This is a genomic window from Nigerium massiliense (assembly GCF_000826085.1).
GTDB lineage: Bacteria > Actinomycetota > Actinomycetes > Propionibacteriales > Propionibacteriaceae > Propioniciclava > Propioniciclava massiliense.
The window spans coordinates 956,888-981,928 of the sequence record NZ_CCYM01000002.1 but is presented as its reverse complement, the minus strand read 5'-3'; the positions used below and the strand labels follow the sequence as shown (position 1 = coordinate 981,928).

24 protein-coding genes and 3 tRNA genes are annotated in these 25,041 nt (G+C 70.4%); 7 read left to right on the top strand and 20 right to left on the bottom strand.

All coding sequences use genetic code 11. The features are described 5' to 3' along the window. Positions 1-138 precede the first annotated feature (138 nt). Positions 139-723, bottom strand: a complete 585-nt coding sequence (locus tag BN1187_RS05980; protein WP_261795276.1) for a 3-oxoacid CoA-transferase subunit B — start codon at positions 721-723, stop codon at positions 139-141. 242 nt (positions 724-965) lie between these two features. Next, a tRNA-Arg gene (locus tag BN1187_RS05975) sits at positions 966-1,041 on the bottom strand. 292 nt (positions 1,042-1,333) lie between these two features. On the opposite strand from BN1187_RS05975, the gene BN1187_RS05970 reads away from it, so the two are divergent. Next, a complete protein-coding gene (locus tag BN1187_RS05970) occupies positions 1,334-3,214 on the top strand; it encodes a phosphoenolpyruvate carboxykinase (GTP) (RefSeq protein WP_052462354.1) in 1,881 nt (626 codons plus the stop codon). A gap of 107 nt (positions 3,215-3,321) precedes the next feature. Here the strand turns inward: BN1187_RS05970 and BN1187_RS05965 are convergent. Continuing rightward, positions 3,322-3,415: transfer RNA gene (locus BN1187_RS05965), tRNA-Ser, on the bottom strand. 171 nt (positions 3,416-3,586) lie between these two features. Between BN1187_RS05965 and BN1187_RS05960 the strand changes: the two genes are divergently transcribed. After that, entirely contained in the window at positions 3,587-5,212 is a 1,626-nt protein-coding gene (locus BN1187_RS05960; RefSeq protein ID WP_082034522.1) for an LCP family glycopolymer transferase, read from the top strand. A gap of 117 nt (positions 5,213-5,329) precedes the next feature. On the opposite strand, the gene BN1187_RS05955 is transcribed toward BN1187_RS05960, so the two are convergent. Next, on the bottom strand, positions 5,330-6,301 hold the full coding sequence (locus BN1187_RS05955) for an NAD(P)H-quinone oxidoreductase (protein ID WP_040159504.1): 972 nt from the start codon (positions 6,299-6,301) through the stop codon (positions 5,330-5,332). Between the two features lie 556 nt (positions 6,302-6,857). On the opposite strand from BN1187_RS05955, the gene BN1187_RS05950 reads away from it, so the two are divergent. Together BN1187_RS05950 and BN1187_RS05945 are read left to right on the top strand one after the other, a co-directional pair. Continuing rightward, positions 6,858-6,942 (top strand) — tRNA-Ser (locus BN1187_RS05950). 1 nt (position 6,943) lies between these two features. Then, positions 6,944-7,414, top strand: coding sequence for a hypothetical protein (locus BN1187_RS05945; RefSeq protein ID WP_072041968.1), 471 nt, complete (start codon positions 6,944-6,946; stop codon positions 7,412-7,414). A 16-nt stretch (positions 7,415-7,430) separates the two neighbouring features. Here BN1187_RS05945 and BN1187_RS05940 read toward each other — a convergent pair whose 3' ends face one another. From BN1187_RS05940 to BN1187_RS05920, 5 genes are all read right to left on the bottom strand, one after another. After that, positions 7,431-8,291 (bottom strand): ABC transporter permease, encoded by an 861-nt coding sequence (locus BN1187_RS05940; RefSeq protein ID WP_082034521.1) that lies wholly within the window; start codon positions 8,289-8,291, stop codon positions 7,431-7,433. Beyond that, complete coding sequence (locus BN1187_RS05935; protein ID WP_052462353.1) at positions 8,288-9,115, bottom strand: ABC transporter permease; 828 nt, start codon at positions 9,113-9,115, stop codon at positions 8,288-8,290. Before BN1187_RS05935 ends, BN1187_RS05940 begins: the two co-directional genes overlap by 4 nt. Then, positions 9,108-10,028, bottom strand: a complete 921-nt coding sequence (locus tag BN1187_RS05930) for an ABC transporter ATP-binding protein (protein WP_052462352.1) — start codon at positions 10,026-10,028, stop codon at positions 9,108-9,110. Before BN1187_RS05930 ends, BN1187_RS05935 begins: the two co-directional genes overlap by 8 nt. Positions 10,029-10,097: 69 nt before the next feature. Next, complete coding sequence (locus BN1187_RS05925) at positions 10,098-10,637, bottom strand: DUF1707 SHOCT-like domain-containing protein (RefSeq protein ID WP_040159498.1); 540 nt, start codon at positions 10,635-10,637, stop codon at positions 10,098-10,100. A 341-nt stretch (positions 10,638-10,978) separates the two neighbouring features. Beyond that, positions 10,979-12,316 carry a DUF4921 family protein gene (locus BN1187_RS05920; protein WP_173424971.1) on the bottom strand — a complete coding sequence of 446 codons (1,338 nt, stop codon included), beginning with the start codon at positions 12,314-12,316 and terminating at the stop codon, positions 10,979-10,981. A 122-nt stretch (positions 12,317-12,438) separates the two neighbouring features. Here BN1187_RS05920 and BN1187_RS05915 point away from each other — a divergent pair, with 122 nt between their 5' ends. Then, on the top strand, positions 12,439-12,999 hold the full coding sequence (locus BN1187_RS05915; protein WP_072041967.1) for a WhiB family transcriptional regulator: 561 nt from the start codon (positions 12,439-12,441) through the stop codon (positions 12,997-12,999). 36 nt (positions 13,000-13,035) lie between these two features. Here the strand turns inward: BN1187_RS05915 and BN1187_RS05910 are convergent, their stop codons facing one another. The 7 genes from BN1187_RS05910 to BN1187_RS05880 all read right to left on the bottom strand — a co-directional run bounded on the left by BN1187_RS05910 (position 13,036) and on the right by BN1187_RS05880 (position 18,257). Next, positions 13,036-13,809, bottom strand: coding sequence for an HAD family hydrolase (locus tag BN1187_RS05910; RefSeq protein WP_040160161.1), 774 nt, complete (start codon positions 13,807-13,809; stop codon positions 13,036-13,038). Between the two features lie 173 nt (positions 13,810-13,982). Beyond that, a complete protein-coding gene (locus BN1187_RS05905; RefSeq protein WP_040159492.1) occupies positions 13,983-14,909 on the bottom strand; it encodes an aminoglycoside phosphotransferase family protein in 927 nt (308 codons plus the stop codon). After that, positions 14,897-15,262, bottom strand: coding sequence for a DUF202 domain-containing protein (locus BN1187_RS05900; RefSeq protein ID WP_040159490.1), 366 nt, complete (start codon positions 15,260-15,262; stop codon positions 14,897-14,899). The genes BN1187_RS05905 and BN1187_RS05900 overlap by 13 nt, the downstream gene beginning before the upstream one ends. A gap of 61 nt (positions 15,263-15,323) precedes the next feature. Then, positions 15,324-15,695, bottom strand: coding sequence for a YidH family protein (locus tag BN1187_RS05895; RefSeq protein WP_040160159.1), 372 nt, complete (start codon positions 15,693-15,695; stop codon positions 15,324-15,326). A gap of 38 nt (positions 15,696-15,733) precedes the next feature. Beyond that, a complete protein-coding gene (gene serS, locus BN1187_RS05890) occupies positions 15,734-17,011 on the bottom strand; it encodes a serine--tRNA ligase (protein WP_040159489.1) in 1,278 nt (425 codons plus the stop codon). A gap of 132 nt (positions 17,012-17,143) precedes the next feature. Beyond that, the gene (locus BN1187_RS05885; RefSeq protein WP_040159488.1) at positions 17,144-17,812 is read right to left on the bottom strand and encodes an ABC-2 transporter permease; all 669 of its coding nucleotides are present in this window, start codon (positions 17,810-17,812) and stop codon (positions 17,144-17,146) included. After that, on the bottom strand, positions 17,805-18,257 hold the full coding sequence (locus tag BN1187_RS05880) for an ATP-binding cassette domain-containing protein (protein WP_328286531.1): 453 nt from the start codon (positions 18,255-18,257) through the stop codon (positions 17,805-17,807). Before BN1187_RS05880 ends, BN1187_RS05885 begins: the two co-directional genes overlap by 8 nt. Positions 18,258-18,418: 161 nt before the next feature. Between BN1187_RS05880 and BN1187_RS05875 the strand changes: the two genes are divergently transcribed. Further along, on the top strand, positions 18,419-19,975 hold the full coding sequence (locus BN1187_RS05875; protein ID WP_052462350.1) for a bifunctional phosphatase PAP2/diacylglycerol kinase family protein: 1,557 nt from the start codon (positions 18,419-18,421) through the stop codon (positions 19,973-19,975). A gap of 3 nt (positions 19,976-19,978) precedes the next feature. On the opposite strand, the gene pheA is transcribed toward BN1187_RS05875, so the two are convergent. The 4 genes from pheA to aat form a co-directional block, all read right to left on the bottom strand. Beyond that, complete coding sequence (gene pheA, locus BN1187_RS05870; protein WP_040159486.1) at positions 19,979-20,887, bottom strand: prephenate dehydratase; 909 nt, start codon at positions 20,885-20,887, stop codon at positions 19,979-19,981. Between the two features lie 59 nt (positions 20,888-20,946). Continuing rightward, positions 20,947-22,557, bottom strand: coding sequence for an MptA/MptB family glycosyltransferase (locus BN1187_RS05865; RefSeq protein WP_072041966.1), 1,611 nt, complete (start codon positions 22,555-22,557; stop codon positions 20,947-20,949). Positions 22,558-22,712: 155 nt separating this feature from the next. Next, a complete protein-coding gene (locus BN1187_RS05860) occupies positions 22,713-23,573 on the bottom strand; it encodes an Fpg/Nei family DNA glycosylase (protein WP_040159484.1) in 861 nt (286 codons plus the stop codon). Continuing rightward, positions 23,557-24,261, bottom strand: coding sequence for a leucyl/phenylalanyl-tRNA--protein transferase (aat, locus tag BN1187_RS05855; RefSeq protein ID WP_052462349.1), 705 nt, complete (start codon positions 24,259-24,261; stop codon positions 23,557-23,559). The genes BN1187_RS05860 and aat overlap by 17 nt, the downstream gene beginning before the upstream one ends. A gap of 96 nt (positions 24,262-24,357) precedes the next feature. Here aat and BN1187_RS05850 point away from each other — a divergent pair, with 96 nt between their 5' ends. Continuing rightward, a complete protein-coding gene (locus tag BN1187_RS05850; RefSeq protein ID WP_040159482.1) occupies positions 24,358-25,029 on the top strand; it encodes an EcsC family protein in 672 nt (223 codons plus the stop codon). Positions 25,030-25,041: the final 12 nt, after the last annotated feature.

The window sequence follows — 25,041 nt, the reverse complement described above, 5'->3', positions numbered from 1 at the left end:
CCAGGCGCCGTTGCCGTTCATCTGGGACACTAGTCGCAAACAGCGCCACCCTACCCTCCCGCGGCACGGGAAGCGTGGGCGTCGGGTGGGCTTGATGGCGCCGGCGCCGGGTCCGGAAGCGCCCAGCCGCGCGAGTTCCTACTCTCCCTCGGCCGAGCCGACCAGGTGGGAGGTCTCCACCCGGGCGTCCGTCGCGGCCACGATGTCGTCCACGCTGACCCCGGGAGCGAGCTCGCGCAGGACATAGTGGGTGCCCGCGCAGTCCAGGACGCCCAGGTTGGTGATCACCCGCTTCACCACGGCCTCGCCGGTCAACGGGAGCGTGCAGGACGCGAGCACCTTCGACTCGCCGCGCTTGTTCTGGTGATCCATCAGCACGATGACTTTCTGGGCGCCGTGGACCAGGTCTATGGCGCCGCCCATGCCCTTCACGAGCTTGCCGGGCACCATCCAGTTGGCGAGGTCGCCGTTGCAGGCCACCTCCATGCCGCCGAGTACCGCGACGTCCAGGTGCGCCCCGCGGATCATCGCGAAGCTCAGCGCCGAGTCGAAGTACGACCCGCCCGGGTTCATCGTGACGGTCTCCTTGCCGGCGTTCACCAGGTCGGGGTCCACCTCCTCCTCGTACGGGTAACGCCCGGTACCGAGGATGCCGTTCTCCGAGTGCATGATCACGTGCACCCCGTCGGGGAGGAAGTTCGGGATCAGCGTCGGCAGCCCGATGCCGAGGTTCGGCGGCGACCGTGAGCACCCAGGTGGTGCGCAGCGTGTGCACGCTACCGCCGGAGGGATGCCGCGTAAAGCGTTTGCTCAGCACCCGGCCAGTGGGCTCGGCTGCGCCGCCCCGAGTTCGGTTTGACCTTGTCAGCAGCTTTTTCCGCGGTCGCGGGCGTGGGATCCCCACCGACGCGGAGCGCCCAAGAAGAAACACGATGCCCCGCACCGAATGATCGATGCGGGGCGTGTGGCGCGCTCGGAGGGATTCGAACCCCCAACCTTCTGATCCGTAGTCAGATGCTCTATCCGTTGAGCCACGAGCGCTTGGCTGATCAGCAACCGTTAGGACACTTTACCCCTTCGGTCTCCCAGCGCAAAACCGCAGCGCTCCGACAGAGCGCGTCGGGCGCCCCACCGGACGGACCGACCCTAGCCAGCCAGGAGGATCCGCGATACCTTGATATCGAGAGATAATTTGCTGGGCCCGCGGTTCAGCCCGGGACGATGTGCACTCCGTCGTCTCATGGGGCAAGATGGGTACAGCGGTTCTGTTAAAGGGTCAACGATGCTCGCCGCTTCTCACCGCAGCGCAGTGGCGGGCGAAAAGAGGAGAAGCATGCCCGTCGATGCCAACCAGATCAAGGCCGGTGCCCCGGCCGACGCCCCCGAGGATCTGATCGCCTGGGTCAGCGAGATCGCACAACTGACGAAGCCAGCCGACGTCTACTGGGCCGACGGCTCGCAGGAGGAGTACGACCGAATCTGCGAAGAGATGGTCGCTCAGGGCACCCTCATCAAGCTCAACGAGGAGAAGCGTCCCAACTCCTACCTGGCCCGCTCCTCCGCGTCCGACGTGGCTCGCGTCGAGTCGCGCACCTACATCTGCACCGAGAAGGCTGAGGACGCCGGCCCCACCAACAACTGGGCCGACCCCAAGGAGATGAAGGAGACCCTCAAGGGCCTCTTCGACGGCTGCATGCGGGGACGCACGATGTACGTCATCCCGTTCTCGATGGGCCCGGTGGGTGGCGACATCTCCCGCCTGGGCGTCGAGATCACCGACTCCCCCTACGTCGTCATCAGCATGCGCATCATGACCCGCATGGGCGATCCCGCGCTCAAGCAGATCGCCACGGGCGAGTTCTGGGTGCCGGGCGTCCACAGCGTCGGCTACCCGCTCGTGGACGCCGACGGCAACACGCGCGAGGACGTCGCGTGGCCGTGCAACGACGAGAAGTACATCACGCACTTCCCGGAGACCCGCGAGATTTGGTCCTACGGCTCCGGCTACGGCGGCAACGCGCTGCTGGGCAAGAAGTGCTACGCGCTGCGCATCGCGTCCGCCCTGGCCCACGACGAGGGCTGGCTGGCCGAACACATGCTCATCCTCAAGATCACCGACGACAAGGACCGCGTCTTCCACCTGACCGCGGCCTTCCCGTCCGCCTGCGGCAAGACCAACCTGGCCATGCTGCGCCCGACGATCGAGGGCATGAAGGTCGAGACCATCGGCGACGACATCGCCTGGATGCGCAAGGGCAAGGACGGCCGCCTCTACGCCATCAACCCCGAGGCCGGATTCTTCGGCGTCGCCCCCGGCACCTCGGAGGCGACCAACCCGACGGCGCTCCACGCGCTCGACAAGAACGTCATCTTCACCAACGTGGCACTCACCGACGACGGCGACGTGTGGTGGGAGGGCCTCACGGACGAGAAGCCGGCGCACCTGATCGACTGGCAGGGCAACGACTGGACGCCTGAGTCCGAGACCCCGGCGGCGCACCCGAACAGCCGCTTCACGGTCGCGGCCGACCAGGCCGAGTCCATCTCGGACGACTGGGACGACCCGCACGGCGTCCCCGTCGACGTCATCCTGTTCGGCGGACGCCGCGCCACCAACGTCCCGCTGATCTCCGAGTCGTACAACTGGGAGCAGGGCGTCTTCGTCGGCGCGACCGTCTCCTCCGAGCAGACCGCGGCGGCCGAGGGCGCCGTGGGCGCCCTGCGGCGTGATCCCTTCGCCATGCTGCCGTTCTGCGGTTACAACATGGCCGAGTACTGGGCGCACTGGCTGGAGGTCGGCAAGGACCTCGGCGACAAGGCGCCGAAGATCTTCCAGGTCAACTGGTTCCGCAAGGACGAGAACGGCAAGTTCATGTGGCCGGGCTTCGGCGACAACTCGCGTCCGATCAAGTGGGCGCTGCAGCGCGTCGCGGGCGAGCTGGACGCCGAGGACGCCCTGTCGGGCCGGCTGCCGAAGAAGGGCGACCTCGACCTGTCCGGCCTGGACCTGTCCGACGAGACGATGGAGAAGATCTTCCACCTCGACCCGCACGCCTGGGGCGTCGAAGCTGACCTCACCGAGGACTTCTTCGAGCGCTTCGGCGAGACCCTGCCCGAGCAGATGACGGTCGAGTTGGCGGCCCTGCGCGACCGCATCCTTGCGGCGGAGAACGATCAGGCCTCCACGAAGCAGGCGACCTCGGCGAACGCCTGACCCGTCGCCGTCCGGCCGGAACCCGGCCGGACGCCCGGACACCGATGCGACGAACGGCCCGGCTCCCCCAAGGGGGCCGGGCCGTTCGTGACGTCCATGGACATCGGTGGCGGAGGCGGCGGGATTTGAACCCGCGATGGGATTTAAGTCCCAAACCCGCTTAGCAGGCGGGCGCCATAGACCGGACTAGGCGACGCCTCCTTACCAAGGTGACACCCTACCGGTGCGGTCGGGAGACGGCAAAAGCACGCCACGGGTGGAGCTGCCTTTCGCCAGTTGAAAACTCGGCGTGTCGAAGTAGCCTCGGGCGACGAACAGGTGTCTTCATGGCCACTATGCTCACGGAATCAACGAACAGGTGAGGAAGCCTAGATGAACCCCGAGCGTCCCGGGTATCGCGCCCAGCGGCCGCGCCGTGCGCGCACGCCGGACGACGGGGACTCTCTCCCTTATCGCTCGGGTTCGACCGGCAGCTACCTGGCGGCCCAAGCGCCCCAGCACGCCGCCGATCCGGGCCGGAACTTCACCGCGTCCCTCGGCTACCCCCTTCTCGGTGCCCTCATTCCCGGGGCCGGGCTGCTGCGCACCCGCTACCGCTGGTGGGGCGCCCTGATGGTCGGCGGGGTGATCCTGCTGATCGCGGGCGCCGTGTGGGTGGCGACGTCCGGACGCGACTGGCTCATCGCCCAGGCTGTGACGCCGTCCTCGCTGACGTTCGCCTGGATCGCGCTGATCGTGCTGACCGTGGTGTGGATCCTGTCGCTGATCGTCACGCACTTGGCGCTGCGTCCGCGCCCGGCCAAGGCGTGGCAGCGCATCGTCGGCGCCCTGGTCATCGCGCTGCTGTCGTTTCTCATCGCGGCCCCCATGCTCTTCGTCGCGCGCCGCGCCTACGACCAGGCGTCCTTCGTCTCGGACGTCTTCTCGTCGCCGGCCTCGGGCAACCCGGGCTCCGGGCCGTTCGATGGGCTGCGCGACCCCTGGGCGAACAAGCCGCGCCTGAACATCCTGATCCTCGGCGGCGACTCGGGTAAGGGGCGTTCCATCGATCTTGGGGCCCGCACCGACACGGTGATCCTGGCCTCCGTCAATACGCGGACCGGCGACACGGTGCTGTACCAGATCCCGCGGCAGACGGCGCGCATGCCGTTCCCCGAGGGCACCGCGCTGCACCAGAAGTTCCCGAACGGATTCACCGACGGCCACCCGCTGAACGCCGACTACTTCCTCAACTCGATGTACGACAACCTGCCCAAGATCACCGGCCCCGACATCCTCGGGCACCGCGTCGACGACCTGGGCGCCGAGGCACTGAAGATCTCCGTCGGGGAGGCGCTCGGCCTGGACGTCGACTACTACGCGATGATCAACATGGACGGTTTCGTCCAGTTCATCGACGCCCTCGGCGGCGTCACCGTGAACGTCAACCAGCCCGTGCCGATGGGCGGCGAGATCAACAAGCAGAAGGGCATCAACCACCCGCCCGACCGCTGGCTCGCCCCTGGCCCCAACCAGCACCTCAACGGCATGGACGCCCTCTGGTACGCCCGCGGACGCTACGGCGTCACCGACTACGAGCGGGGCATCCGCCAGCGCTGCGTGATCAACGCCGTGGTGCAACAGGCGAATCCCGGCACGGTGATCGCGAACTACGAGCGGATCACCCAGGCCGGGCGCCAGATCATCAAGACCGACATCCCGAGCGCACAGCTGTCGTCGCTGGTGCCGCTCGCGATGAAGGTGCGAGGGCAGCAGATGCGGTCGGTCGCGTTCATCAACAACCAGCAGGGCTTCTCGACGACCAACCCGAACTGGGACGTCGTGCGCCAGCGCGTCCAGGACACCCTGAACCCCGCGCGGCCAGCAGCCCCCTCGCCGTCGTCCGCCGCGGCGTCCAGCAGCGCGCCGAAGAGCGCCTCGCCGAGCGGCTCTGCGTCCCCGACGACGAGCGCCGCCACGGACGTCCAGGACGTCTGCGCCTACCATCCGACCCAGTAGCGGACGCCCGCAGCACCCCTTAGCAGTTCCGCGAGGCTGTTCACGCGCATCCCGACGCCCCGGCACCGCGCGGGCAGCGTGCCCGGACGCCTCTGATGCCCGGGCCCGCTTCTTTCCTCAGAGGGTGAGGATGATCTTGCCCCGGTTGTCGCCGCCTTCGAGTTGCTCGTGGGCCCGGCGGACGTCCTCGATCGGGAAGTGGGTCTCTCCGGCGAGGCGGATCTTGCCCTGCTCGATCAGCGGCCACACCTCGTCGCGGACGCGAGCGCAGATGGCCGCCTTCTCGTCCAGGGGACGGAACCGGAGCGACGTCGCGGTGACCGTGGCGCACTTGGTCAGCAGGGCGTTGAGGTTCAGCTCGCCCTTCACACCGCCCTGCATGCCGATGACGACGAGGCGTCCGAGACGGGCCAGCGCCTTCACGTTGGCGGACAGGTACTTCGCGCCCATGACGTCCAAGATGACGTCGGCGCCGTAGCCGTCCGTGGCCTGCTTGAGCGCAGAGACCCAGTCGTCGTGGTAATCGAGGGCGATGTCGGCGCCGAGCTCGCGGCAGAGCTCGACCTTGTCGGGCGAGCCCGCGGTGGTGGCGACGCGGCAGCCGCGGGCCTTCGCGTACTGGATGGCGAAGCTGCCGATGCCGCCCGTGCCCCCGTGCACCAGGAACGTCTCGCCGTCCGCCAGGTTGACGTGGGCCATGTTCGATACGACGGTGGCCGCCACCTCGACGATCCCCGCCGCGGTGACGAGATCGACGCCCTCGGGCGGCGGGATGACCTGCCCCGCGGGCGCCACGACGTATTCGGCGTAGCCGCCACCGGCGAGCAGCGCCACGCACGGGTCGCCGACGCTCCAGCCGTCGACGCCCTCGCCGACCTCGGCCACGGTGCCGGACACCTCCAGCCCGATCACCTCACTGATGCCGGGCGGCGGCGGGTAGTGGCCCTGCCGCTGCAGGACGTCCGCGCGGTTCACCCCGGCGGCCGTCACCTCGATCAGCAGCTCCCCTCGGTTCACCTGGGGGGACGGAACATCGGACACGGTCAGTACCTCTGGCCCGCCGGCGTCGGCGGTCGTGATCGCTCGCATGGCCCCAGCCTGCCAGACGTCCGCGACCTGCGCCGGAGGCGACTTCCGCACCGAACCTGCATCGCTGAGCCGGCGAAGGCCGTGCAACGGAGGATGAAGACCGTCGCCGGTGAGCCCCGCCGCCCCGGGCGCCGGTTCATAACGGGATTATCCTGCCGCTAGATTTCGCGTCACCCGCCCTTGTGCGACAAAACCCCTTACCACCGCCATATAAAGAAGATGCTGCGCCAGGGACTGGCAGGATAATCCCGTTATGCCTTCCATCGGCGCCCCGAGACCCGCCGGGCACGCTCGCGCCGGAGGGCGATCCACGGGCGCAGGCACCCTCCCGTCGCGGGCGCACGCCGGTCCGCTGTCCGGTGCGCACGCACCCTCCTGTCCCGATGCGCCTGCACCCTCCAGTGCCGGTGCGCACACCTGTCCGGTGCCCGGGTGCGCACGCACCCTCCTGTCCCGATGTGCACGCACCCTCCGGGCCAGGGGCGCAGCACCTGTCCGGTGCCCGGGGCGTTGTCGCGCGAGGAAGGCGTGGCGTGACGGTAAGCTGAGCGGACTGGGCAAGGTCGCATAGTGGACTAGTGCAGCCGCCTTGAAAGCGGCCGAGCGGAAACGCTCCGTGGGTTCGAATCCCACCCTTGCCGCGTGACCACCACGTACCGCATCAAGGCGCGTCCCGCCGTTCGCGCCTACGCGCTCGCCGCCGTCCTCGCGATCGTCGGCGCCCTGTTGATCGTCCTCGCGAACCTGAACGCCTGGTCCGTGGCCGTCACGGTCATCGGCGTCGTCCTGCTGGTGCTGGGCGTCGCCCTCGTCGGTCTCGGCTACGTCGCCGGCAAGCGCATGCAGGTGAGCCTGGCCCTCGACGAGCGCGGCTACTCGATCCGCGACCGGTCGGGTCAGCGCGAGGGAACCTGGGCCGGCATCACGCGCGTCACCCAGGGTCCGGGCCGGCTCACCTTCCACGGCACGGACGACAACGGCTTCGTGCTCTACGACCCGTCCGGGGACGCGGAGTTGCTCAACCGGCTGGCCGCCGACGTCGCGGAGCACCTCGATCACGACCGCGGTTACACCAAGGTGCCCGGCGGCGAAACCAGCCCCGGCGCCGACTGATCCCGGCTCGGAGGACTCAGCGCAGGAACAGCCGCCGCAGCCGCAGGCTCGCCACGGCGATGCCGATGACGCTCATCACGAGGAAGTACGCCACGTGCACGCCGGTCATCGACGTGAACACCCCCACGGACAGCTGCCGCATCAACTCCACCCCGTGCCACAGGGGGAGCGCCTTCACGAACCACTGCACCGCCTCGGGATAGACCGTGATCGGGTACAGCGTCGCGGAGCACAGGAACATCGGCAGCAGCACCACCGGCACCAGGTCGAGCTGCTGGAAACCGGTGATGAAGCTCGTCACCGCCATCCCGATCGAGGCGAACCCCAGCGCGATCAGCAGCGCCACGGGAATCATCGCCAGCGCCCACCACGACGTCACCAGGCCCATCACCGTGATGACGCCGAGGAACCCGATCGAGTACAGCAGCCCCCGGAACAGCGCCATGAAGATCTCGCCGAGGGCGACGTCCATGGGACCGAGCGACGTCGCGAGCATTCCCTCGTAGAGCTTCGCGTAGCGCAACTTGAAGAAGACGTTGTTGACGGAGTCGTAGATCGCGCCGTTCATCGCGGACGTGGCGAGCAACGCCGGGGCGATGAACATGGCGTACGGGATGGGACGTCCGTCCGGCCCGGGAAGCTCACCGACGAGTTGCCCCATCCCCAACCCCATGGCGAGCAGGTAGAACACCGGCTCGAAGAACCCGGTCGCGATCACGCCCCAGTTCTGCGCGCGGATCACCCGGAAGCCGCGCCCGATGACGGCCCGCGCGTTACCGGCGTAGAGCCCGGCCAGCCACCTCGGCCGCGACCGCAGGCGGCGCAGCGTGGGGGCGATCGCCTCGTCGTGGCCGGGCACCCGGACGTCGCCGCTCACTTCACCAACCTCCGGGCGAACGTCCGGTCGGCGCACCACAGGCCCGCGGCCGCGCAGCCGACCAGGAACGCCACGTGGACGCCGATGAGCCAGCCCGGGACGTCCAGCCCGAAGCTGGCCACCCGGCTCAGCTGGGTGCCGTGCCACATCGGGGAGACCCAGCCGATCCAGCGCAGATACACCGGCATCGCCTCGAGTGGGAAGAACGTCCCCGCGAACAAGAACATGGGCATCACGATCAGCCGGGTGATGAAGTTGAACTGCAGCCCCTCCGACTCCAAGGTCGCGGAGTAGGCCATCAGCGGGGTGAACATGGCCAGGCCGGCGACGATCCCGATCGGCACAGCCAGCACGGACGCGGGCGAGCCCCACGCGCCGAAGGCCAGCCCGATCAGCCAGAAGATCAGGCCCTGCAGAAGCAGGCGCACCACCATGCCCAGGGTCTCGCCCAGCACCAGCTGCCGAGCCCCGAGCGGGCTGGCCCCGGCCGAGAAATAGGTCTTCTCCCACTTGAAGCCGCTGAAGATCGGCCACGTCCCCCAGTTCGCGGCGGTGGTCACCACGGTCGAGATCAGCAGTCCGGGCGCGACGAACAGCAGATAAGGGACGCCGCCCACCGGCCGCTGCACGACCGCGCCCAGCCCGAGCCCCATGGCGGCGAGGTAGAGCAGCGGGTTGCCGAGCGCGGTCGTCAGGAACGTGATGAGGAACGGCCGCTCGGCCCTGAGGCGATAGTCGAGGAACTGCACCGCGCCGAAGCGGCGGGTGCGGGCGGCCAGCGCGAAGTGGTCGAGGCCGTGATCGGAGACGATGGGCTCAGTCAATGAGGGACCGTCCCGTCAGGCGCAGGAAGACGTCCTCGAGCGAGGACCGGCGCACCAGCTGGGTCACCGGCGCGAGATTGCGGTTGTTGATCGCCTCCAGCAGCGCCTCCCCGTCGTCCGCGTAGAGCAGGATGCGATCGGGCAGCACCTCGAGCCGGTCGCACAGCCGGCGCAGCTCGGGTTCCATCGCGGCGTTGCGCTCCGAGCCGAAGCGCACCTCGACGACCTCGCGGGTGGAGTACTGCCGGATCAGCGCGGACGGCGACCCTTCGGCCACGATCTGGCCGTGGTCGATGACGATGAGCCGGTCGCACAGCTGCTCGGCCTCGTCCATGAAGTGCGTCGTGACGACCAGGGTGACGCCCTGCTCCTTGAGCCTGAACAGCCGGTCCCACAGGATGTGCCGGGCCTGCGGGTCGAGGCCGGTCGTCGGCTCGTCGAGCAGCAGCATCTTCGGCTCGTTGACGAGGCCGCGCGCGATCGTGAGGCGGCGCTTCATGCCGCCCGAGAGCGCCTGCACCTTCTCGCCCGCCTTGTCGGTGAGCTGGGCGAACTCAAGGAGCTCGTCCGCCTTGGGACGCAGGTACGACAGCGGCAGCCCGAAGTAGCGCCCGTAGACGATCAGGTTGTCGCGGGTGCGCAGCTCCTCGTCGAGGTTGTCCGCCTGCGGAATGATGCCCAGGTGCGCGCGCACCTCGGGCCCGCGTCGCTCGGGATCCATCGCGAGGACGCTCAACTCGCCGGAGCTCCGGAGGGTCGACCCGCTGATCATCCGCATCGTCGTGGACTTGCCGGCGCCGTTGGGTCCGAGCAGGCCGAACGACTCCCCCGGCGCGACCTCGAACGAGATGTGGTCGACCGCGAGGAAGTCGCCGTAGGCCTTGGTGAGGTCGCGCGCTTCGATCACTGGCACGCGCAGGACCCTAGCGGCTGAGGGGGGTCGGAAAAAACAGGCACGATGGGGCGCGCCCCGGCTTCTGACCTAGCGGCCCCGGCGCAACTCTCGCCTCTCGCGCCGGTCGGCGTCCCGCTGCTCGGAGCTGACCCCGGACGCCCACGCCAGCACCACGGGGATCGCCGTGCCGATCATCGGCCAGATCGGCCAGTAGTAGTAGGGGGCGTGCCCGCTGAAAGCCCAGCTCGCGAGCCAGATCAGGTTGAACAGGATCGCCAACGCGATCCAGCTGCGCACGGCGCCGTCCCGCAACGACCAGCGGCGCGCCGGCTCGGGCTCCGCCTCGGGAGTCGGGACGACGGCGGACGAGGTGCGGGCCGGGAGAATGTCCTCCAGCAGCGGCGGGAACTCACCGAGCTGGCGGACGGCGAGCGCTCGTTCGAGCCGCTCCCCGTGCTCTGTCTGGTCGAGGCGTCCGTCGGCGTAGGCCTGGTTGATCACCTCGCTCGCGACGTCACGGTCGGCGTAGCTGGCCCGCACGGTGGTGGCAGTGCGCGGGTCGGCGGTGAAGCGCGACCATAGGTCGCCGCCGGCGGGGCGCTGCGCGGGTAACGGCTGGTCGCTCATGGTCGGCCTCCTTCGTGGCGCCCTAAAGGGTAGCCAGGGCTTGGGTGGCCGACCAGGGTCGCCCTCCCCGCTCGCGCCGGCGAGCGCGCGTCCCCGGCTCGCGGGACCGGTACTTTGTGAGGAAACGGCGCCATTCTGAGCGATCCCAGAACGTTCATTCAGGCAAAGTGAAATAGCCGCCGAGTGAAAGGGAAACACGAACTCCGCTCTGGCAGAGCCGTGGAATGTCGCGATTGCCGCAACCCGACCCCGCGGCGTCCGCTTTCACGACGGGCCCCATTCGCCTCGGCGCCGAGCCCGCTGCCTGGGGCCCCGGCCGCGGCTAAGCGGCGTCCGGAGAATCAGCGCGCGACGCGGTTGTAACGCAGCGGATTCGGGCGGCACTCGGCCTCGAACGCGATGCGCATGTTCGCCGAGATCAGCCCCTCGTCCCGCAGCCGGAACAGTTTGTCGACGACGCGATCGCGGACGCCCTCGGGGCCGATGGTGTTGACGTAGACCCTCGTCGCGCCCTCAAAGCCGGCCAACGTGGACACCCGCCACTTCACCATGACGCGCCACGGCATCGCCAGGTCGACATCGATGGGACGGTAGTGCCACTCCTCGTTGCACGGGACGGAGCTCCCGGTGGCCGCGTGCGCAGCGTGCAGCAGGTCGGACATCGCCCGGATCTCGTCGGGCGACTGGTCCCACGGGTCGGAATGCTCGCTCTTGGAGTAGACCTCGATGGTCGGGTAGCGGTGCCCGAAGCCGGCGAACATCAGCGCGTGGTCGTTCTCGGCGATCACCAGGTTCTTGTAAGAGGCGTAGTTGGCGGCGCCCTCGTTGAAGATGTTGGGGTTGCGGCGCAGCCGCTCCAGCGTCGTCTCATGCTGGACGCCGCGCTCGTCGATGGCCACCAGTTGCTTATGCAGATGATCGAAGGACGCCCCGGCGGGCTTGAGCCAGTTCTGGAACACCGCCACGTAGCGGGCGTACCGGTTCAGGTCGTACAGCGCGCGGGTGCATTCGACGGTGTAGCGGATGAACTCGGCGTGCTCGTCGGGGGTGAGGGTGCCGGAGCTGGCCACCTGATCCTCGTGGGTCGCGCCGTCGAGGAAGTGCCGCCGGGCGACGACCACATCGTGGCTGCCCCCGAAGAAGCCGGACGCCGCCGCGACCTTCTCCTCGACGCTCAGCGCGTCGATCTGCTCCTGGCTGCGCCCGGAGGCGCGGAGCTTCATGTCGATCACCGAAAGGACGTGGGCCAACCCCGCCTGCGAGGCCAGATAGTCCTGGCGCCGTTCGGCGACCCTGGCCGGCAGTTCGTAGCCGTAGTTCTTGTGCCAGTAGTCGTAAGACAGAATCTCGAACAGATTCGGAATGCGCCGGAATTCTGCGACGGTGTCGAAGAGGCGCTCGGCTGGGAGGCGATACAGCGTCTCGAAACTGCCGTCACCCCGGCGCACAACGCGCGACTTTTCGGGCGGGGTCTCGACGTAGCGCTTTTCGCAGAACGCACAATAGGCACCTTTGGCACTTTCGTCCAATCGACGGGGGTCCGCCGTCTCAATTCCGAGGGGTCGATTCCCCCGCCCGGGGACTGTCCAGACTTCCGTACCACTGAAAGGGTTGATCTGCTTCACCGTGCCATCGGCGAGATTGGTGACGTAGTGGGGGGTGTGGTCGAACGGCTGCATCATCCGGACTCCTGGAGGGCCTGCTGACCACAGGCTAGCGGGCCCGGGCTCACCCCACCGTCATCCTCGCCACGGCGGACCAGCGATGAAGCGCTTGCGAACTAGGAAGGGGAAGAGTCCCGATGACGACCGCTCTCAGCCAGTCTCCCACTGGCTGTGTGACGCACGCCGACCTGTTTCAGCATCCCGTGGTGGAGGACGGGGTGTCGCCCACAGGCGGCTACGAATCGACCCTCCTCGCGCGGGCCGCGGCGGTGTGCGGGCAGTGCCCGCTGGCCGCGCGCTGCCTGTACGACGCTGTGCTGCACCACGATGTCGCCGGATTTGTGGCGGGCACGACCGCTCACCAGCGCCGCCAGATCCGCGCCCGGCTCAGCATCCGCGTCAAGCAGGAGAACCTCGACAGCATCGCCGGCACCGCCCAGGCCAACCACCCGGTCGACCGCGACGAGGTCGTCCGGCTGCGCCGCGCGAACCCGGATGAGACGCTCGAGCAGATCGCGATGCGGCTGGGGTGCTCCACCTCGACCGTCAAGCGTCACCTGCGCAAGGTGCGCAACAGCAGCCCGGCACCCGAGAACCAGCAGGCGGCGCGGCCGTCCGTCTCCGTCGAGCAGGTGTGGCTGACGGCCCTGGCCGTCACCGGACGCCGGCCTTCCGAGCGCGACCTCCACGTCGCCTGAGCCCCGACGGGACCGTCCGGCCCCGAGGACGCTCGCTCAGCGCGCCGGGAACCAGCGGCGCAGTTCGGCGGTCGTCCCGCCGTCGGCGAACGTCCCGGTGACGTGGTCGGCGGCCTCCTGCACGACGGCGGGCGCGTCCCCCACCGCGACGCCTCGGCCCGCGAACCGCAACATCTCGATGTCGTTGCGTCCGTCCCCGATGGCCAGGACGTCCGCCGCGGAGATGCCGGCGTCCGCGCACACCTGCGCGAGCCCGCTGGCCTTGTCGACGCCGTCGGGCGCGATGTCCAGCCACGCCGTGTAGCCGACCGCGTAGGTCACCCCGCCGAGGCCGAGCTTCTCGGCGAGCTCGACGAAATCGTCCACCGTCGAGTTCGGGTCGCGGACGATGACCCGCGTCGCCGGCTCGGCGGCGAGCCGCTCCAGATCGGCGACCACGATGTCGCCCAAGAGCTCCCCGTCCGGGAACGGCCGGTTGACCAGGTAGCCCTTTCCGATGACCTCCACGCCGAGGAGGTACTCGGGGTACTCGGCCGCGATGTGCTCCAGCGCCGGGCGCGGGTCGAACGTGACCACCCGATCGAGGCGAAGCGGCGGGTACCGGACGACGACCGCGCCGTTGGAGACCACCGCCGGCCCGGGCGGCAGTCCGAGCGCGTCGAACACGTCCCGCACGGCGTGCCAACCACGTCCCGTGCTGAGCACCACGAGCGCCCCGGACGCCACCGCGTCCGCCACCGCCGCGCGCAGGTCGTCCGGGATGCGACCCTCGGCGTCCACGATGGTGCCGTCGATGTCGAGCGCGACCAGGCGCGGCCGCCAGTCCCGGGGACGGTCGGGCTGGTCGGTGCGGTCGACGGCGGTCGTGAGAGTCATGCGCTCCACCGTGCCACAACGCCGGGCGGAACCACGTACCGGTTCCCCGCCGTTCACCCGCCCGCCGGATGGGGGTCACCCGCGCGACCGGCCGTCGCCGCAGGGGCTCACCCCGCCCCGACGGCCTGCATCGCCTTGGCGGTGGTGACGCAGCGGGTGATCCAGGCGCGCTGGTCCTCGTCGAGGAGACGGCCGGCGCGGCGGGCGGCCAGCACCTCCCAGGAGATGCCGATCATCGACCGGACGACCACCCAGTCGCGGCAGCGTCGCTCGTCGAGGCCGGCGCCATCGACGAGGGCGTAGAAGCGCTCCCGGATCGCGTTGCCGGCGTCGCCGTACCAGAACAGCTCCTCCCAGCGGTTCCACAGCAGCGGCGCGAGCTCGTAGCACGGGTCGCCGTTGAAGCCCTTGGGATCGATCGCCGCCCACTCGTCGCCGCGCCGTAGGACGTTGGCGTAGTGCAGGTCCCCGTGCAGGACGACGCCGGGGCCGGGGTCGGCGAGCAGCGCCCGGCCGGCGTGCAGCGCCTGCTCCACGAACCGCGGCGGGGCCGGGAGGCCGCGTCCGAGCGCCTCGAGGTCGTCCAGCCAGCGCCCGACCAGCGTCGCCACCGGGCGCAACTGCGGGGCGGCCGGGCGGTGCAGCGCGCCGTACAGCCCCGCGACCACCGCGCACGCCTCGACGACGTCCACGGTGGAGAGCTCGTCGCCGAGCCGCTCGAGCAGCAGGGCGTCCCGGCGGGGATCGGCGCGCACCAGGCGGGCGGCGCCGCGTCCACCCCACAACTGCAGGGCCGCGATCTCGCCCGCACCGTCCTCGTCGGGGAACGCCAGCTTGAGCATCGCGTCCCCAGCCTCCCCGGACACCGGCAGCACCAGCGAGGCCGCCCCGCTCAGCGGCTCGCCCGTGACGGTCAGCCCCCACTCTTCGACGAGCCCGGACGCCAGCCGCGGCAGCCCATCGAGCCAGCGATCCCAGCGCTCGTCGCGTCCGGATCGCCCGGTCAGGGCCGCGGGGAGGGTCAGCGGGCCCATCGCGGGACCTCGCCGAGCAGCACCAGCGCCAGCGCCAGCAGGCCGCCGAGGAAGCCCATCGCGGCGACGAACGCGGGCAGCAGGCCATCCTGGATGGCCGCCCGGTCGCTGTCGGTCGACGTCAGGAGCGCGTGGACGCTGCGATACTTGCGGGCGGACGCGACGCCGACGGTCGCGGCCGCGACGAGGATCACCACCGCCCCGGCCGCGGCCAGCAGCGGGTGCACCTCGACCATCAGCCGCAGCCCGCCCGCGGCGCACACCACGAGGGACAGGCCGGTGCGCCGCCACGCAAGGTTGGTCCGTTCGGGCTGCAGGCCCGGGTCGAACGGGGCGTCCTCGCGGTCGCTCATCGTGGACGCCTCGCGCGCCGGTCCGGACGGTGCGGGGCTGCCGTGATCATGGTGTCGCCCCTCACGCGACGGTGAGCAGCCCGAAGAGCACCAGGACGGAGCTGAGCACCACGGCCGTCACGATGATGAGGCCGCCCGGGCTGTTGGGCAGCGGCTTGTTCAACCGCAGCGCGACCTCGGCCCTGCGCCAGCCGAACCACGCCTGCAAGGGCGCGACGGCGCCGGCGAGCACCAGGATGGCCGCGGCCGCCCGCCGCGGGATATCGGCGATGGGGCCGGCGAACGCCTCGATCGCGACGCCGAGCGCCACCAGCGCCAGGCCGGTGCGGATCCAGGCCAGGAAGGTGCGCTCGTTGGCGAGCGAGAACCGGGCGTCCGGCTCGCTGCCCTGGTCGAACACGGCGCGCGGGAACCGCTGCGGCTGCTTGCTCATCGCGTCCTCCTGATCGGTCTGCACGCCGGCTGCCGGACTCAGCGCACGGGCGTGAGGGCCTCGCGTCCGCCGAAGTAGGGCCGCAGCGCCTCGGGGATGCGGACGGAGCCGTCGGCCTGCTGGTGGTTCTCCAAGATCATGATGATCGTGCGGGTCATCGCGCACAGCGTGCCGTTCAGGGTCGCCAGCGGCCTGGTGCCGTCCTCGTCGCGCAGGCGCGTGTTGAGGCGCCGCGACTGGAACTCCGTACAGTTCGAGGTCGAGGTGATCTCGCGGTAGCGGTCCTGAGTGGGCAGCCAGCCGTAGCAGTCGTATTTGCGCGCCGCGGACGCCCCCAGGTCGCCGGCCGCCACGTCGAGAACCTGGAACGGGATCTCGAGGCTGGTGATGAAGTCCTTCTCGAAGGACAGCAGCTTCTGGTGCTCGGCCTCGGCGTCGGCGGGGTCGCAGTAGACGAACATCTCGGCCTTGTCGAACCAGTGCACGCGGAAGATGCCGCGGGTGTCCTTGCCGTACGCGCCGGCCTCCCGGCGGAAGCAGCTCGACCAGCCCACGTAGCGACGCGGCAGCGTGTCGGCCGGGAGGATCTCGTCGGAGTGGTACGCGGCCAACGCGACCTCGGACGTCCCGACCAGGTACAGGTTGTCGCGCTCGAGCTTGTAGATCTCCTCGTCCCCGGTCTGGTCGAGAAAGCCCGTGCCGGCCATGGCCTCGGGACGCACGAGGGACGGCACCACCATCGGGGTGAACCCCCACTGGGCCGCCTTCGTCATCGCGAGCTGCAGCAGGGCGAACTCCAGCTCCGCCACCTGCCCCTTGAGGAAGTAGAACCGCGAGCCCGACACCTTGGCGCCGCGCTCCATGTCGATGCCGTCGAGCAGCTCCCCGATCTCGAGGTGGTCGCGCGGAGTGAACCCCTCGGCGGCGAAGTCGCGCGGGGTGCCCCAGGAGTCGATGACGAACAGGTCGTCCTCGCCGCCCTCGGGGACCTCGTCGATCACGAGGTTGCCGAGCTTCAGCATGAGGTCGTCGTAGGTCACCTGCGCGGCCTCGGTCTCGGCCTGCGCGTGCTTCACATCGGCCGCGAGCTGCTTGGTGCGGGCCAGCAGGTCGGCCTTCTCGTCGCCGGACGCCTTGGGGATCCGCGCCGACAGCGACTTCTGCTCGGCCCGCGCCGTCTCGGACGATGCCATCAACGAGCGTCGGCGCTCGTCGGCGGCGATCAGCTCGTCCACCAGCTCGACGGACTCCCCTCGCTTCGCCTGGCTGCGGCGGACGCGGTCGGGGTCGGTGCGCAGAATCTTCGGATCGATCACGCCCGAATCCTATCGCCCGTCGTGAGCTCTAGCTTTGGGCAGGGAGACCTCCTGGGCTGTGCTCCGCGGCCCGGCGTGGCGGGCGTCCCGCTGACGCCTGACCGCCTCGCGGCGCGACCGTGGCGCCCGGGCTCAGTGGTCCTGGTGCTCGTAGATCCGGACGGACACCAGGTAGGACAGCGCGAGAACCACCAGAGTGAGCAGCGCCGCGCCACCCGCCAGCAATCCCCACAGAGGCTCCCCCGATGGCTGGTCCGACGAGGCGACCCCGGAGCCCGACATCGAGTACCAGAACCCACTCGCGGCCACGACGAACCCGAATGCCAGGACGAGCACGATGCCGGCGTTGCGCGCACCGAAGCGAAGGCTCATCGGGGTGACGACGGCATAGACGATCAACAGGACGACGAGCAGCCCGACCAGGCTGCCGAGCACCTCGCCCATCGCCTGGCCGGTGGCGAGGGCCGCGAGAGCCAGCATTCCACCACCCAGAGCGAGCAGGCCCACGACCGTGGCGATGCCGGCGAGGAAGTGGCCGCTGATCACCGTGCGGCGGTTCACGGGCAGCACCCCGAACAGCCTGTTTCCGCATTGCTCGGCCTGGTTGATCGGCGTCATGCCGAGCATGAGCCCGGGCACCCCGAGCATGGGCAGAGCCACGGATGCCCCGCCCCCGCCGCCACCCCCGATCGAGGCCATGACGGCGACGGCCAGCAACAGCGCGGCCGCGAGGACGAGGAACTGCTTCTTCCCGAAGGTCTCGTGGAGATCGACCCGGACGACGGACACCAGATCAGACATGGCTCGGCTCCCTCTGTGCGTAGCTGACGACGACGTCCTCGAGGCTGGGCGCCTCGACCACCACCCCCGCCGACAGGCCCACGGTGTCCTCGGTGGCCATCAGCCCGTCCCAGCCGTGCGCGTGCTCGCGGAGCCCGCGCACCAGGGATCGGGTCGGGGCGTCCAAGGTGCCGGAGGCTCCCCGCACCGACCGGAACCCCTCGAGGAGTTCGTCGCGGGTGGTGTGGGCGACGAGGCGTCCGGAATCGAGGACGGAGACGTAGTCGGCGATGCGCTCGAGGTCGGACGTGATGTGAGTGGAGAACACCACGGCGTGCGGCTCGTCCACCATGAAGTCGGCCACCTTGTCGAGCAGGTCGCGGCGGGACGCGGGGTCGAGCCCGCTGGTCGGCTCGTCGAGGATGAGCAGGTCCGCGTCGTGCGCCAGCGCGACGGCGAGCTGCAGCTCCCTACCGTAGGCAAACCCGCCCGCCGTCCGCGTCGTGCCGCGGCATGATCTGCACGGCGGTTTTCCTCACCGGCTCGGTCCCTGACGAGCGCCGACTGGCCTCGGCTGCCACGATGGAGACACCGCCGCACCACCGCACGCACCAAGAAGGAGCCGAGATGAAGCGCACCCCGTCGCCGGCGATCGCGATGTCGTTCGTTCTGACGGCCGTGTTCATCGCGTGGACGTGGCTGGTGCGCCGCACCGGGCTGCTGGACGCCTGGGACGCCTCCGCGCTGACCCCCGCGGTGGACCCGATCTCGATCCCGGGCCAACTGTTCACCGCGTTGGCGGTGGTGACCTGGCCCGGCGTGACCTACGCCGCGGTGCTCGCGATCGCGCTGTGGGCGCAGCACCGCCGGCTGCGCAACCTGGCCGTGGCGCTGCTGCTCTCGGTGGTGCTGTCGTGGGGCGGCAACCATCTCCTCAAGCAGCTGTTCCGGCGGGCCCGGCCGACCGAGGCCGTCCCCGTCTTCACCGCCGAAGGATGGTCATACCCGTCCGGGCACATGGCGGCCATCGTGACGCTGGCGGTGATGGCGCTGGCCGCGATCACGATCTCCCGGCATCGGCCGGTGTTCTTGTGGACCTCGCGGGCCATCGCGGCGGTCACGATCCTGCTCGTCGCCCTCGACCGCTGGGCACTGCGGGCGCACTACCCCACCGACATCGTCGCCGGCATGCTGTGGGGCGCCCTCGCCGCCGCGCTGTCGCTGGCCATCGCCGGCGTCCACGTGCCGCGCCCCTGGACGGGCCGGGCCCGCGCCGACGCGCACGCCGGCCCCGCGCGGCTGGCGATCATCGTCAACCCGACGAAGGTGAACGACTGGGCGACCTTCCGCGCCCAGGTCAACGGGGCCGCCCACGAGTACAACTGGCCGGCCCCGACCTGGCTGGAGACGACCGTCGACGATGCCGGCGTCGAGATGACCAGGCTGGCCCGGAAGATGAAGGCCGACCTGGTGCTCGTCGCCGGCGGGGACGGCACGGTCCGCACCGTCTGCGCCGGACTCGCCGGGTCGGGCATTCCGCTGGCCGTCCTGCCAGCCGGCACGGGGAACCTGCTGGCCCGCAACCTCGGCATCCCGCTGGACGCCGCGGACGCCCTGGAGGTCGCCTTCACCGGACGCCCCCAGCTCATCGACCTGGTGCGCACCCGGCTGGACGACTCCCCGCACGATCACTACTCGGCGGTCATGGCGGGGATGGGCGCGGACGCCGCGATCATGCTCGACACCAACTCCGACCTCAAGCGCGTCGTCGGCCACGCCGCCTACGCGGTGGCCGCCGTGCAGGCCGCCACGCGGCCCCCGTTCCAGGTGAGGGTGGACGTCGACGGAGAGGAGATGCTCGACGGCACGGCGGCGATGGCGCTCATCGCGAACGTGGGGCAGATCACCGGCGGCATCGTCATGGTGCCGGACGCCCAGGCCGACGACGGCAGGCTCGACGTGCTGATCGCCTCGCCGCAGCGACCGGCGGACTGGGTGACGATGGCCGGGCGGGTCGTGACCCGGCTCGGGGACGCCGGCGGCGTCCGGCGACGCCAGGGCCGGCGGGTGTCGATCCGCACCGAAGAGCCGGTGCCGTTCCAGATCGACGGCGACCCGATCGCCGAGTGCACCCGCGTCGAGGGCTACATCGAGCCCGACGCGCTCAGCGTGATGGTGCCCTGAGGGTCAGCGGCCCACGACGCCGGCGAACCACTCCCGGGCGTCGACGAACTCCTCGGCGGAGAAGCCTCGCGCGATCATCGGGGCCTTCTTGTCGGCGCGCGGGTACGAGCCCAGGAAGGTCACCTTCTGGCACACCCGGTGCAGCCCCATCAGGGTCTCGGCCATCCGCGGTTCCTCGACGTGGCCCTCGGCGTCGATCGAGAAGCAGTAGTCGCCGAGGTTCGTCTTCGTGGGGCGCGACTCGATGCGGGTCAGGTTCACGCCGCGCACCGCGAACTGGTCGAGGATCTCCAGCAGCGCGCCCGGCTGGTCGGTGTGCATGTAGGCCACCAGCGTGGTCTTGTCGGCGCCGGTCGGCTCGGGCAGGCGCCCGGGCCTTGCCGCCAGCACGAAGCGGGTGACGGCCTGCCGGTTGTCGGCGATGTCGGTGGCGATGTTCGTCAAGCCGTACAGGTCTGACGCGACGCGCGCGCAGACGGCGGCGTCGAAGCGGCTGTTCGGGTCGGCGACCTCTTCGGCGGCCCCGGCGGTGGAGCCGCCCTCGGTGACGTGGGCCTCGGGCAGGTGGTGGCCGAGCCAGTCGCGCGTCTGGGCGTAGGCGTGCGGGTGGGTCAGGACGCGGCGGACGTCCGCCAGCGCCGTACCGGGTCGGGCGGCCAGCACGAACTGGACGGGCAGCAGCACCTCGCGGCGGATGACGAGCGGGTCGCGGTCGCTGGCCAGGTTGTCGAGCGTGGCGGTGACGCCGCCCTCGACGGAGTTCTCGATCGGGACGAGCGCGGCCTCGACCTGATCGGTGCGGACGGCGTCCAGCGCGTGCCCCACCGTCGCGAAGGGGACCGCTTCGGCGTCCGTGATGCTGAGGAGGGCCTGGTGGGTGAACGTCCCTGCGGGACCGAAGTAGCCGAGCACCGAAACAGCCTAGCCGGGGCGTCGGCGGAGCCCCGGGGCGTCCGGCGTCCTGGACGCCGTCAGGCCGCGGTCGCCTTGCGTCCGCGGTGCGTCGCGCCGCGCGGACGCATCTCGCGCAGGCCGTCGACGAGACCACGACGGGTCGGCAGCTCGTGCCCGGAGGTCCACCACCAGCGCACGATCATCACGAGGACCCAGATCTGCACCACCGAGCACGCGATGTCGCGGACGACGAAGGTCACGACGTCCATCCCCGCGGTGAAGCCGACGGTGCGTCCCGTCACGTAGGCGACGGACAGGGCGGCGCCGCGGACGAGCAGCAGCCAGTCGAGCTTGTTGCGGGCCAGCAGGGCGAGCGGCACCCAGGCGATGAGGTCGTACCAGGGCAGCGTGTAGGGCGAGGCGACGAGCCAGGCGGCGCACAGGACGAGGGCGGTGCGGGTCGTGATCGTCAGCGGGTCGTGCTTGGCGGGGACGGTGGCGCCGGGCACGGCCGTCCAGGGCACGACGCGCGACAGCATCCAGGCCAGCACCAGCATCAGCAGCCAGCCCAGCAGGCCGACGACGGAGCTGGACGGGAAGGACGGGATGAAGTCGAGGGCCGCCTTCAGCGGCATCGCCCACGAGCCGCCGGAGACGTAGCCCGTGTTGCGGCCTGCGGCGAACAGCGCGCCCGGCGGCGACAGCAGGCCGTAGCCGACGACGATCGGGATCGCCGCCCCGACCGCGAGCCCGACCAGCTTGCGCCAGTCGCGGCGGTACCCCCACGCCATCGCGATGCCGTAGAAGACCAGCGAGACCTTGACGCACCCGGCCAGGCCGATGAACAGGCCCGTGACGAACGAGCTGCGCCGCACGAACCACAGCCCGCAGATCGCGAAGACGAGGCTGATCGCCTCGTTGTGCGCGCCGGCGACCACCGCCCAGATCAGCAGCGGGTTGAGGATCGTCAGCATCACCGAACGGGCCTGCCGCGCCGGGTTGCCGTGGGCGAGTTTGATCATGATCGCGCAGATGAGGATGAACGGGATCACGCACATCATCTGCAACCAGAACACGACGTCGTGCATGGAATCGCCGCCCAGAACGTTGGCCAGGTACTGGGTGAAGGACGCGATGGGTCCGTAGACGCTCGGGGTGTCCTGCCAGGGCTGCTCGGTCCAGATGAGGACGGGGTCGTACGTCTGCCGGTACATCTCCGCCGGCGGGATCGAGTACGGGTCGACACCGAGGCGCTGGAGGCGTCCGTAGGCGGCGTACATCAGGACGTCCGCGCTTGTCAGCGGCGGGACGCAGGCCGTCACCAGGTTGAGCACGACGCCCAGGTAGAACAGCCGGTGGATGGCCGGCCGCCAGCCCGCCGACACCGCGCGCCAGCACACCCACAGCCCCACCGCGCCGGCGGTGATGCTGAGCCAGAGCACCGGCACGAGGATCCACTGGGTGAGCGGCAGCCCGATGCGGTGACCGACGTCCAGCGGGATGAACCACGGCGGCAGCGGGCTCGTCGCCGGGCCCACGTTCAGCGCCACGGTGGACGGGCCGAGGAACGCCACCACGATGGTCGTGATGCACGAGGCCAGGATCAGCCGCATGCCGATGCGCTGGTCCGAGCTCCAGTCGTCGTCCAGCCAGCGCCGGAGACGCTCGAGCGTGGCGGACGGGCTCACGGGGCTCCTCGGGTCGTGTCCCGGGCGGGGGACGAAGCGGTCGGGATCTCGCCGGCGAACGCGGGCGGGGCTCCGCTCAGGGTACCGGTCCGGCGGACGGCCGGACGGCCCCGTGGCGCACAAAGGGACGCCGACGCGGGCGGCGCCGAGGCGTCTTACTTGAGGAGCTTGGACATCCGGCGGTCGGCGAGGACCTTCCCGCCGGTCTGGCAGCCCGGGCAGTAGTTCAGAAACGAGTCGGCGAACGACACCTCGGCGATCGTCGTGCCGCAGGTGGGGCACGGTTGCCCCGCCTTGCCGTGCACGCGCAGGCTGCTGCGCTTGCCGTCCTTGAGCTCGGACGGCGGCAGCCCCGCCGCCCGGTCGATCGCCTCGAGCAGGTCGGCGCGGATCGCGGCGTAGAGGGCGGCGCGCTCGTCCTCGGTCAGCGAGCCGGCGAGCTTGAACGGGCTGAGCCGGGCGCGCTGCAGGATCTCGTCGGAGTAGGCGTTACCGATACCGGCCAGGTTCTTCTGGTCGCGCAGGACGCCCTTGAGCTGGGTCCGCGCGTTGCTCTGCAGGATCTCGTCGAGCGTGGCCGCGGTGAAGCCCTCGCCGAGCGGGTCGGGGCCGAGGGCGGCGACGCCGGGGACCTCGGCCGGATCGTCGACGACGTAGACCGCGAGCTTGCGCTGCGTGCCCGCCTCGGTGAGGTCGAATCCGGGCCCGTCGAAGCCCATCCGCAGCGCCAGCGGGCCCTTGCCCGGCTTGGCCGGACGCGGCGGGAGCTCGTCGTACCAGCGCAGCCAGCCCGCTCGGGCGAGGTGGAAGATGAGGTGCAGGCCCCCGACCTCGACGTCGAGGAACTTGCCGTGCCGGCGGACGGCGTCGACGTCCATGCCCTGCAGCGCGGTGATGGGGGTGGCGAACGTCTTCAGCGCGCTGAACGCCGCGAGCTCGGTGCGGGTGACCGTGCGGCCGACGATGGAGCCCTCCAGGAACACGCGCAGGCCCTCGACCTCAGGCATCTCCGGCATGGGGACCGTCCTCTCTCGCGGCGGCCCAGTCGGGCGCCGGGACGTCCAGCGCTTCGCCGAGCAACCGCAGGTAGTCGTCGCGGTCGACCTCGACCGCGCCCAGGGTGGCCAGGTGGTCGGTGACCCACTGGACGTCGAGCAGGCGCTCGTGGCCGTCGTCGAGCACGCGGACGAGGCGCAGCAGCGCCACCTTCGAGGCGTCCCGGCCGATCTCGGGGTCGTGGAACATCGACTCCCCCGCGAACAGCCCGCCCAGCCCCACCCCGTAGAGGCCGCCGGCGAGGCGTCCGTCGGGCGTCCACACCTCGACCGAGTGCGCCAGCCCGGCGTCGTAGAGCTGGGTGTACACGCGGGTGATGTCGCCGTCGATCCAGCCGCCCGGGCGCGACGGGTCGCCGCAGCGCTCCATCACCTCGGCGAAGCGGCGGTCGACGGTCGTGGTGTAGTGCCGGGCGGACTTGCGCAGCGACCGGGTGACGCGGATGTCGTCGAGCGGCAGGATGCCGCGGTGCACCGGCGACCACCAGCCCATCGTTCCGGCGGGCCAACCCGCCTCATGCAACGGCATCGGGAAGACGCCCGCGCGGTACGCCTCGACGACGAGCTCGGCGTCGAACTCGTGCGAGAGCGCGACGAGGTCTTGCCCCGGCCACTCGGCCACGGGCCCGAACACCCCGGACAACCTCATGGCGTCCATCCTTCCACGGGGCTCCGACAGTGTCGCCGTCCCCGATCGTCACCTGCCCGGATGCCATCGTGGACGGCCTCCGCCTACTCTTGAGCCATGGCGAAGGCGACTGACGTGAGCAAGATGCTGTTGACGCGTGGCCCGGAAATGGGCGGCAACGTCCTGCGGCAACTCCTCGACGTCGCCGTCAACGGCGCGGGCAAGGTGCCGGGGGCGAAGCCGGCGGCGGCGAAAGCGCTGGCCAAGCACGGCTCGGTGGACGCCGCGATCGACTCCCTCGTCAGCACGCACCTGCGCCTGGCAACGGCCCAGGGCTTCGTCACGAACCTCGGCGGGGTGGTCACCGCGATCGTCGGGCTGCCCGTCAACCTCGCGGGCGTCGCCGTCACCCAGATCCGCATGGTCGCCACGATCGCCCACCTGCGCGGCTACGACATCGACGACCCCCGGGTCCGCACGGCCATGACGCTGTGCCTGCTCGGCGAGAGCGGCGTCAAGACGTTGGTCGAGCGCGGCGTCCTCCCGACGACGCCGATGGCCATCGCCACCGCCCCGGTCTTCGACGCCTCGTTGGATTCCCTGGTCTCCGAGCAGGTCTTCGCCGAGATGGTGGGCCGCCTCGGCGGGCGCCGCGCGGCCGTCCAAATCGTCCGTCGCGTCCCGCTCGTGGGCGGCGGGGTCTCCGGCGTGCTGGACGCCTGGCACACCAACTCCATCGGCGACTACGCCAAGCAGCAGTTCGTCACCCGCCGCCGCCTCAGCAAGTAGCCTCGCGGCGGC

Excerpts from the sequence above, each read along its gene's own strand:
- BN1187_RS05970 (WP_052462354.1), top strand. The coding sequence starts at position 1,334 with ATGCCCGTCGATGCCAACCAGATCAAGGCCGGTGCCCCGGCCGACGCC.
- BN1187_RS05960 (WP_082034522.1), top strand. The coding sequence starts at position 3,587 with ATGAACCCCGAGCGTCCCGGGTATCGCGCCCAGCGGCCGCGCCGTGCG.
- BN1187_RS05955 (WP_040159504.1), bottom strand. The coding sequence starts at position 6,301 with ATGCGAGCGATCACGACCGCCGACGCCGGCGGGCCAGAGGTACTGACC.
- BN1187_RS05925 (WP_040159498.1), bottom strand. The coding sequence starts at position 10,637 with ATGAGCGACCAGCCGTTACCCGCGCAGCGCCCCGCCGGCGGCGACCTA.
- BN1187_RS05920 (WP_173424971.1), bottom strand. The coding sequence starts at position 12,316 with ATGCAGCCGTTCGACCACACCCCCCACTACGTCACCAATCTCGCCGAT.
- BN1187_RS05915 (WP_072041967.1), top strand. The coding sequence starts at position 12,439 with ATGACGACCGCTCTCAGCCAGTCTCCCACTGGCTGTGTGACGCACGCC.
- BN1187_RS05905 (WP_040159492.1), bottom strand. The coding sequence starts at position 14,909 with ATGGGCCCGCTGACCCTCCCCGCGGCCCTGACCGGGCGATCCGGACGC.
- BN1187_RS05900 (WP_040159490.1), bottom strand. The coding sequence starts at position 15,262 with ATGAGCGACCGCGAGGACGCCCCGTTCGACCCGGGCCTGCAGCCCGAA.
- BN1187_RS05895 (WP_040160159.1), bottom strand. The coding sequence starts at position 15,695 with ATGAGCAAGCAGCCGCAGCGGTTCCCGCGCGCCGTGTTCGACCAGGGC.
- BN1187_RS05885 (WP_040159488.1), bottom strand. The coding sequence starts at position 17,812 with ATGTCTGATCTGGTGTCCGTCGTCCGGGTCGATCTCCACGAGACCTTC.
- BN1187_RS05875 (WP_052462350.1), top strand. The coding sequence starts at position 18,419 with ATGAAGCGCACCCCGTCGCCGGCGATCGCGATGTCGTTCGTTCTGACG.
- BN1187_RS05860 (WP_040159484.1), bottom strand. The coding sequence starts at position 23,573 with ATGCCGGAGATGCCTGAGGTCGAGGGCCTGCGCGTGTTCCTGGAGGGC.
- aat (WP_052462349.1), bottom strand. The coding sequence starts at position 24,261 with ATGAGGTTGTCCGGGGTGTTCGGGCCCGTGGCCGAGTGGCCGGGGCAA.
- BN1187_RS05850 (WP_040159482.1), top strand. The coding sequence starts at position 24,358 with ATGGCGAAGGCGACTGACGTGAGCAAGATGCTGTTGACGCGTGGCCCG.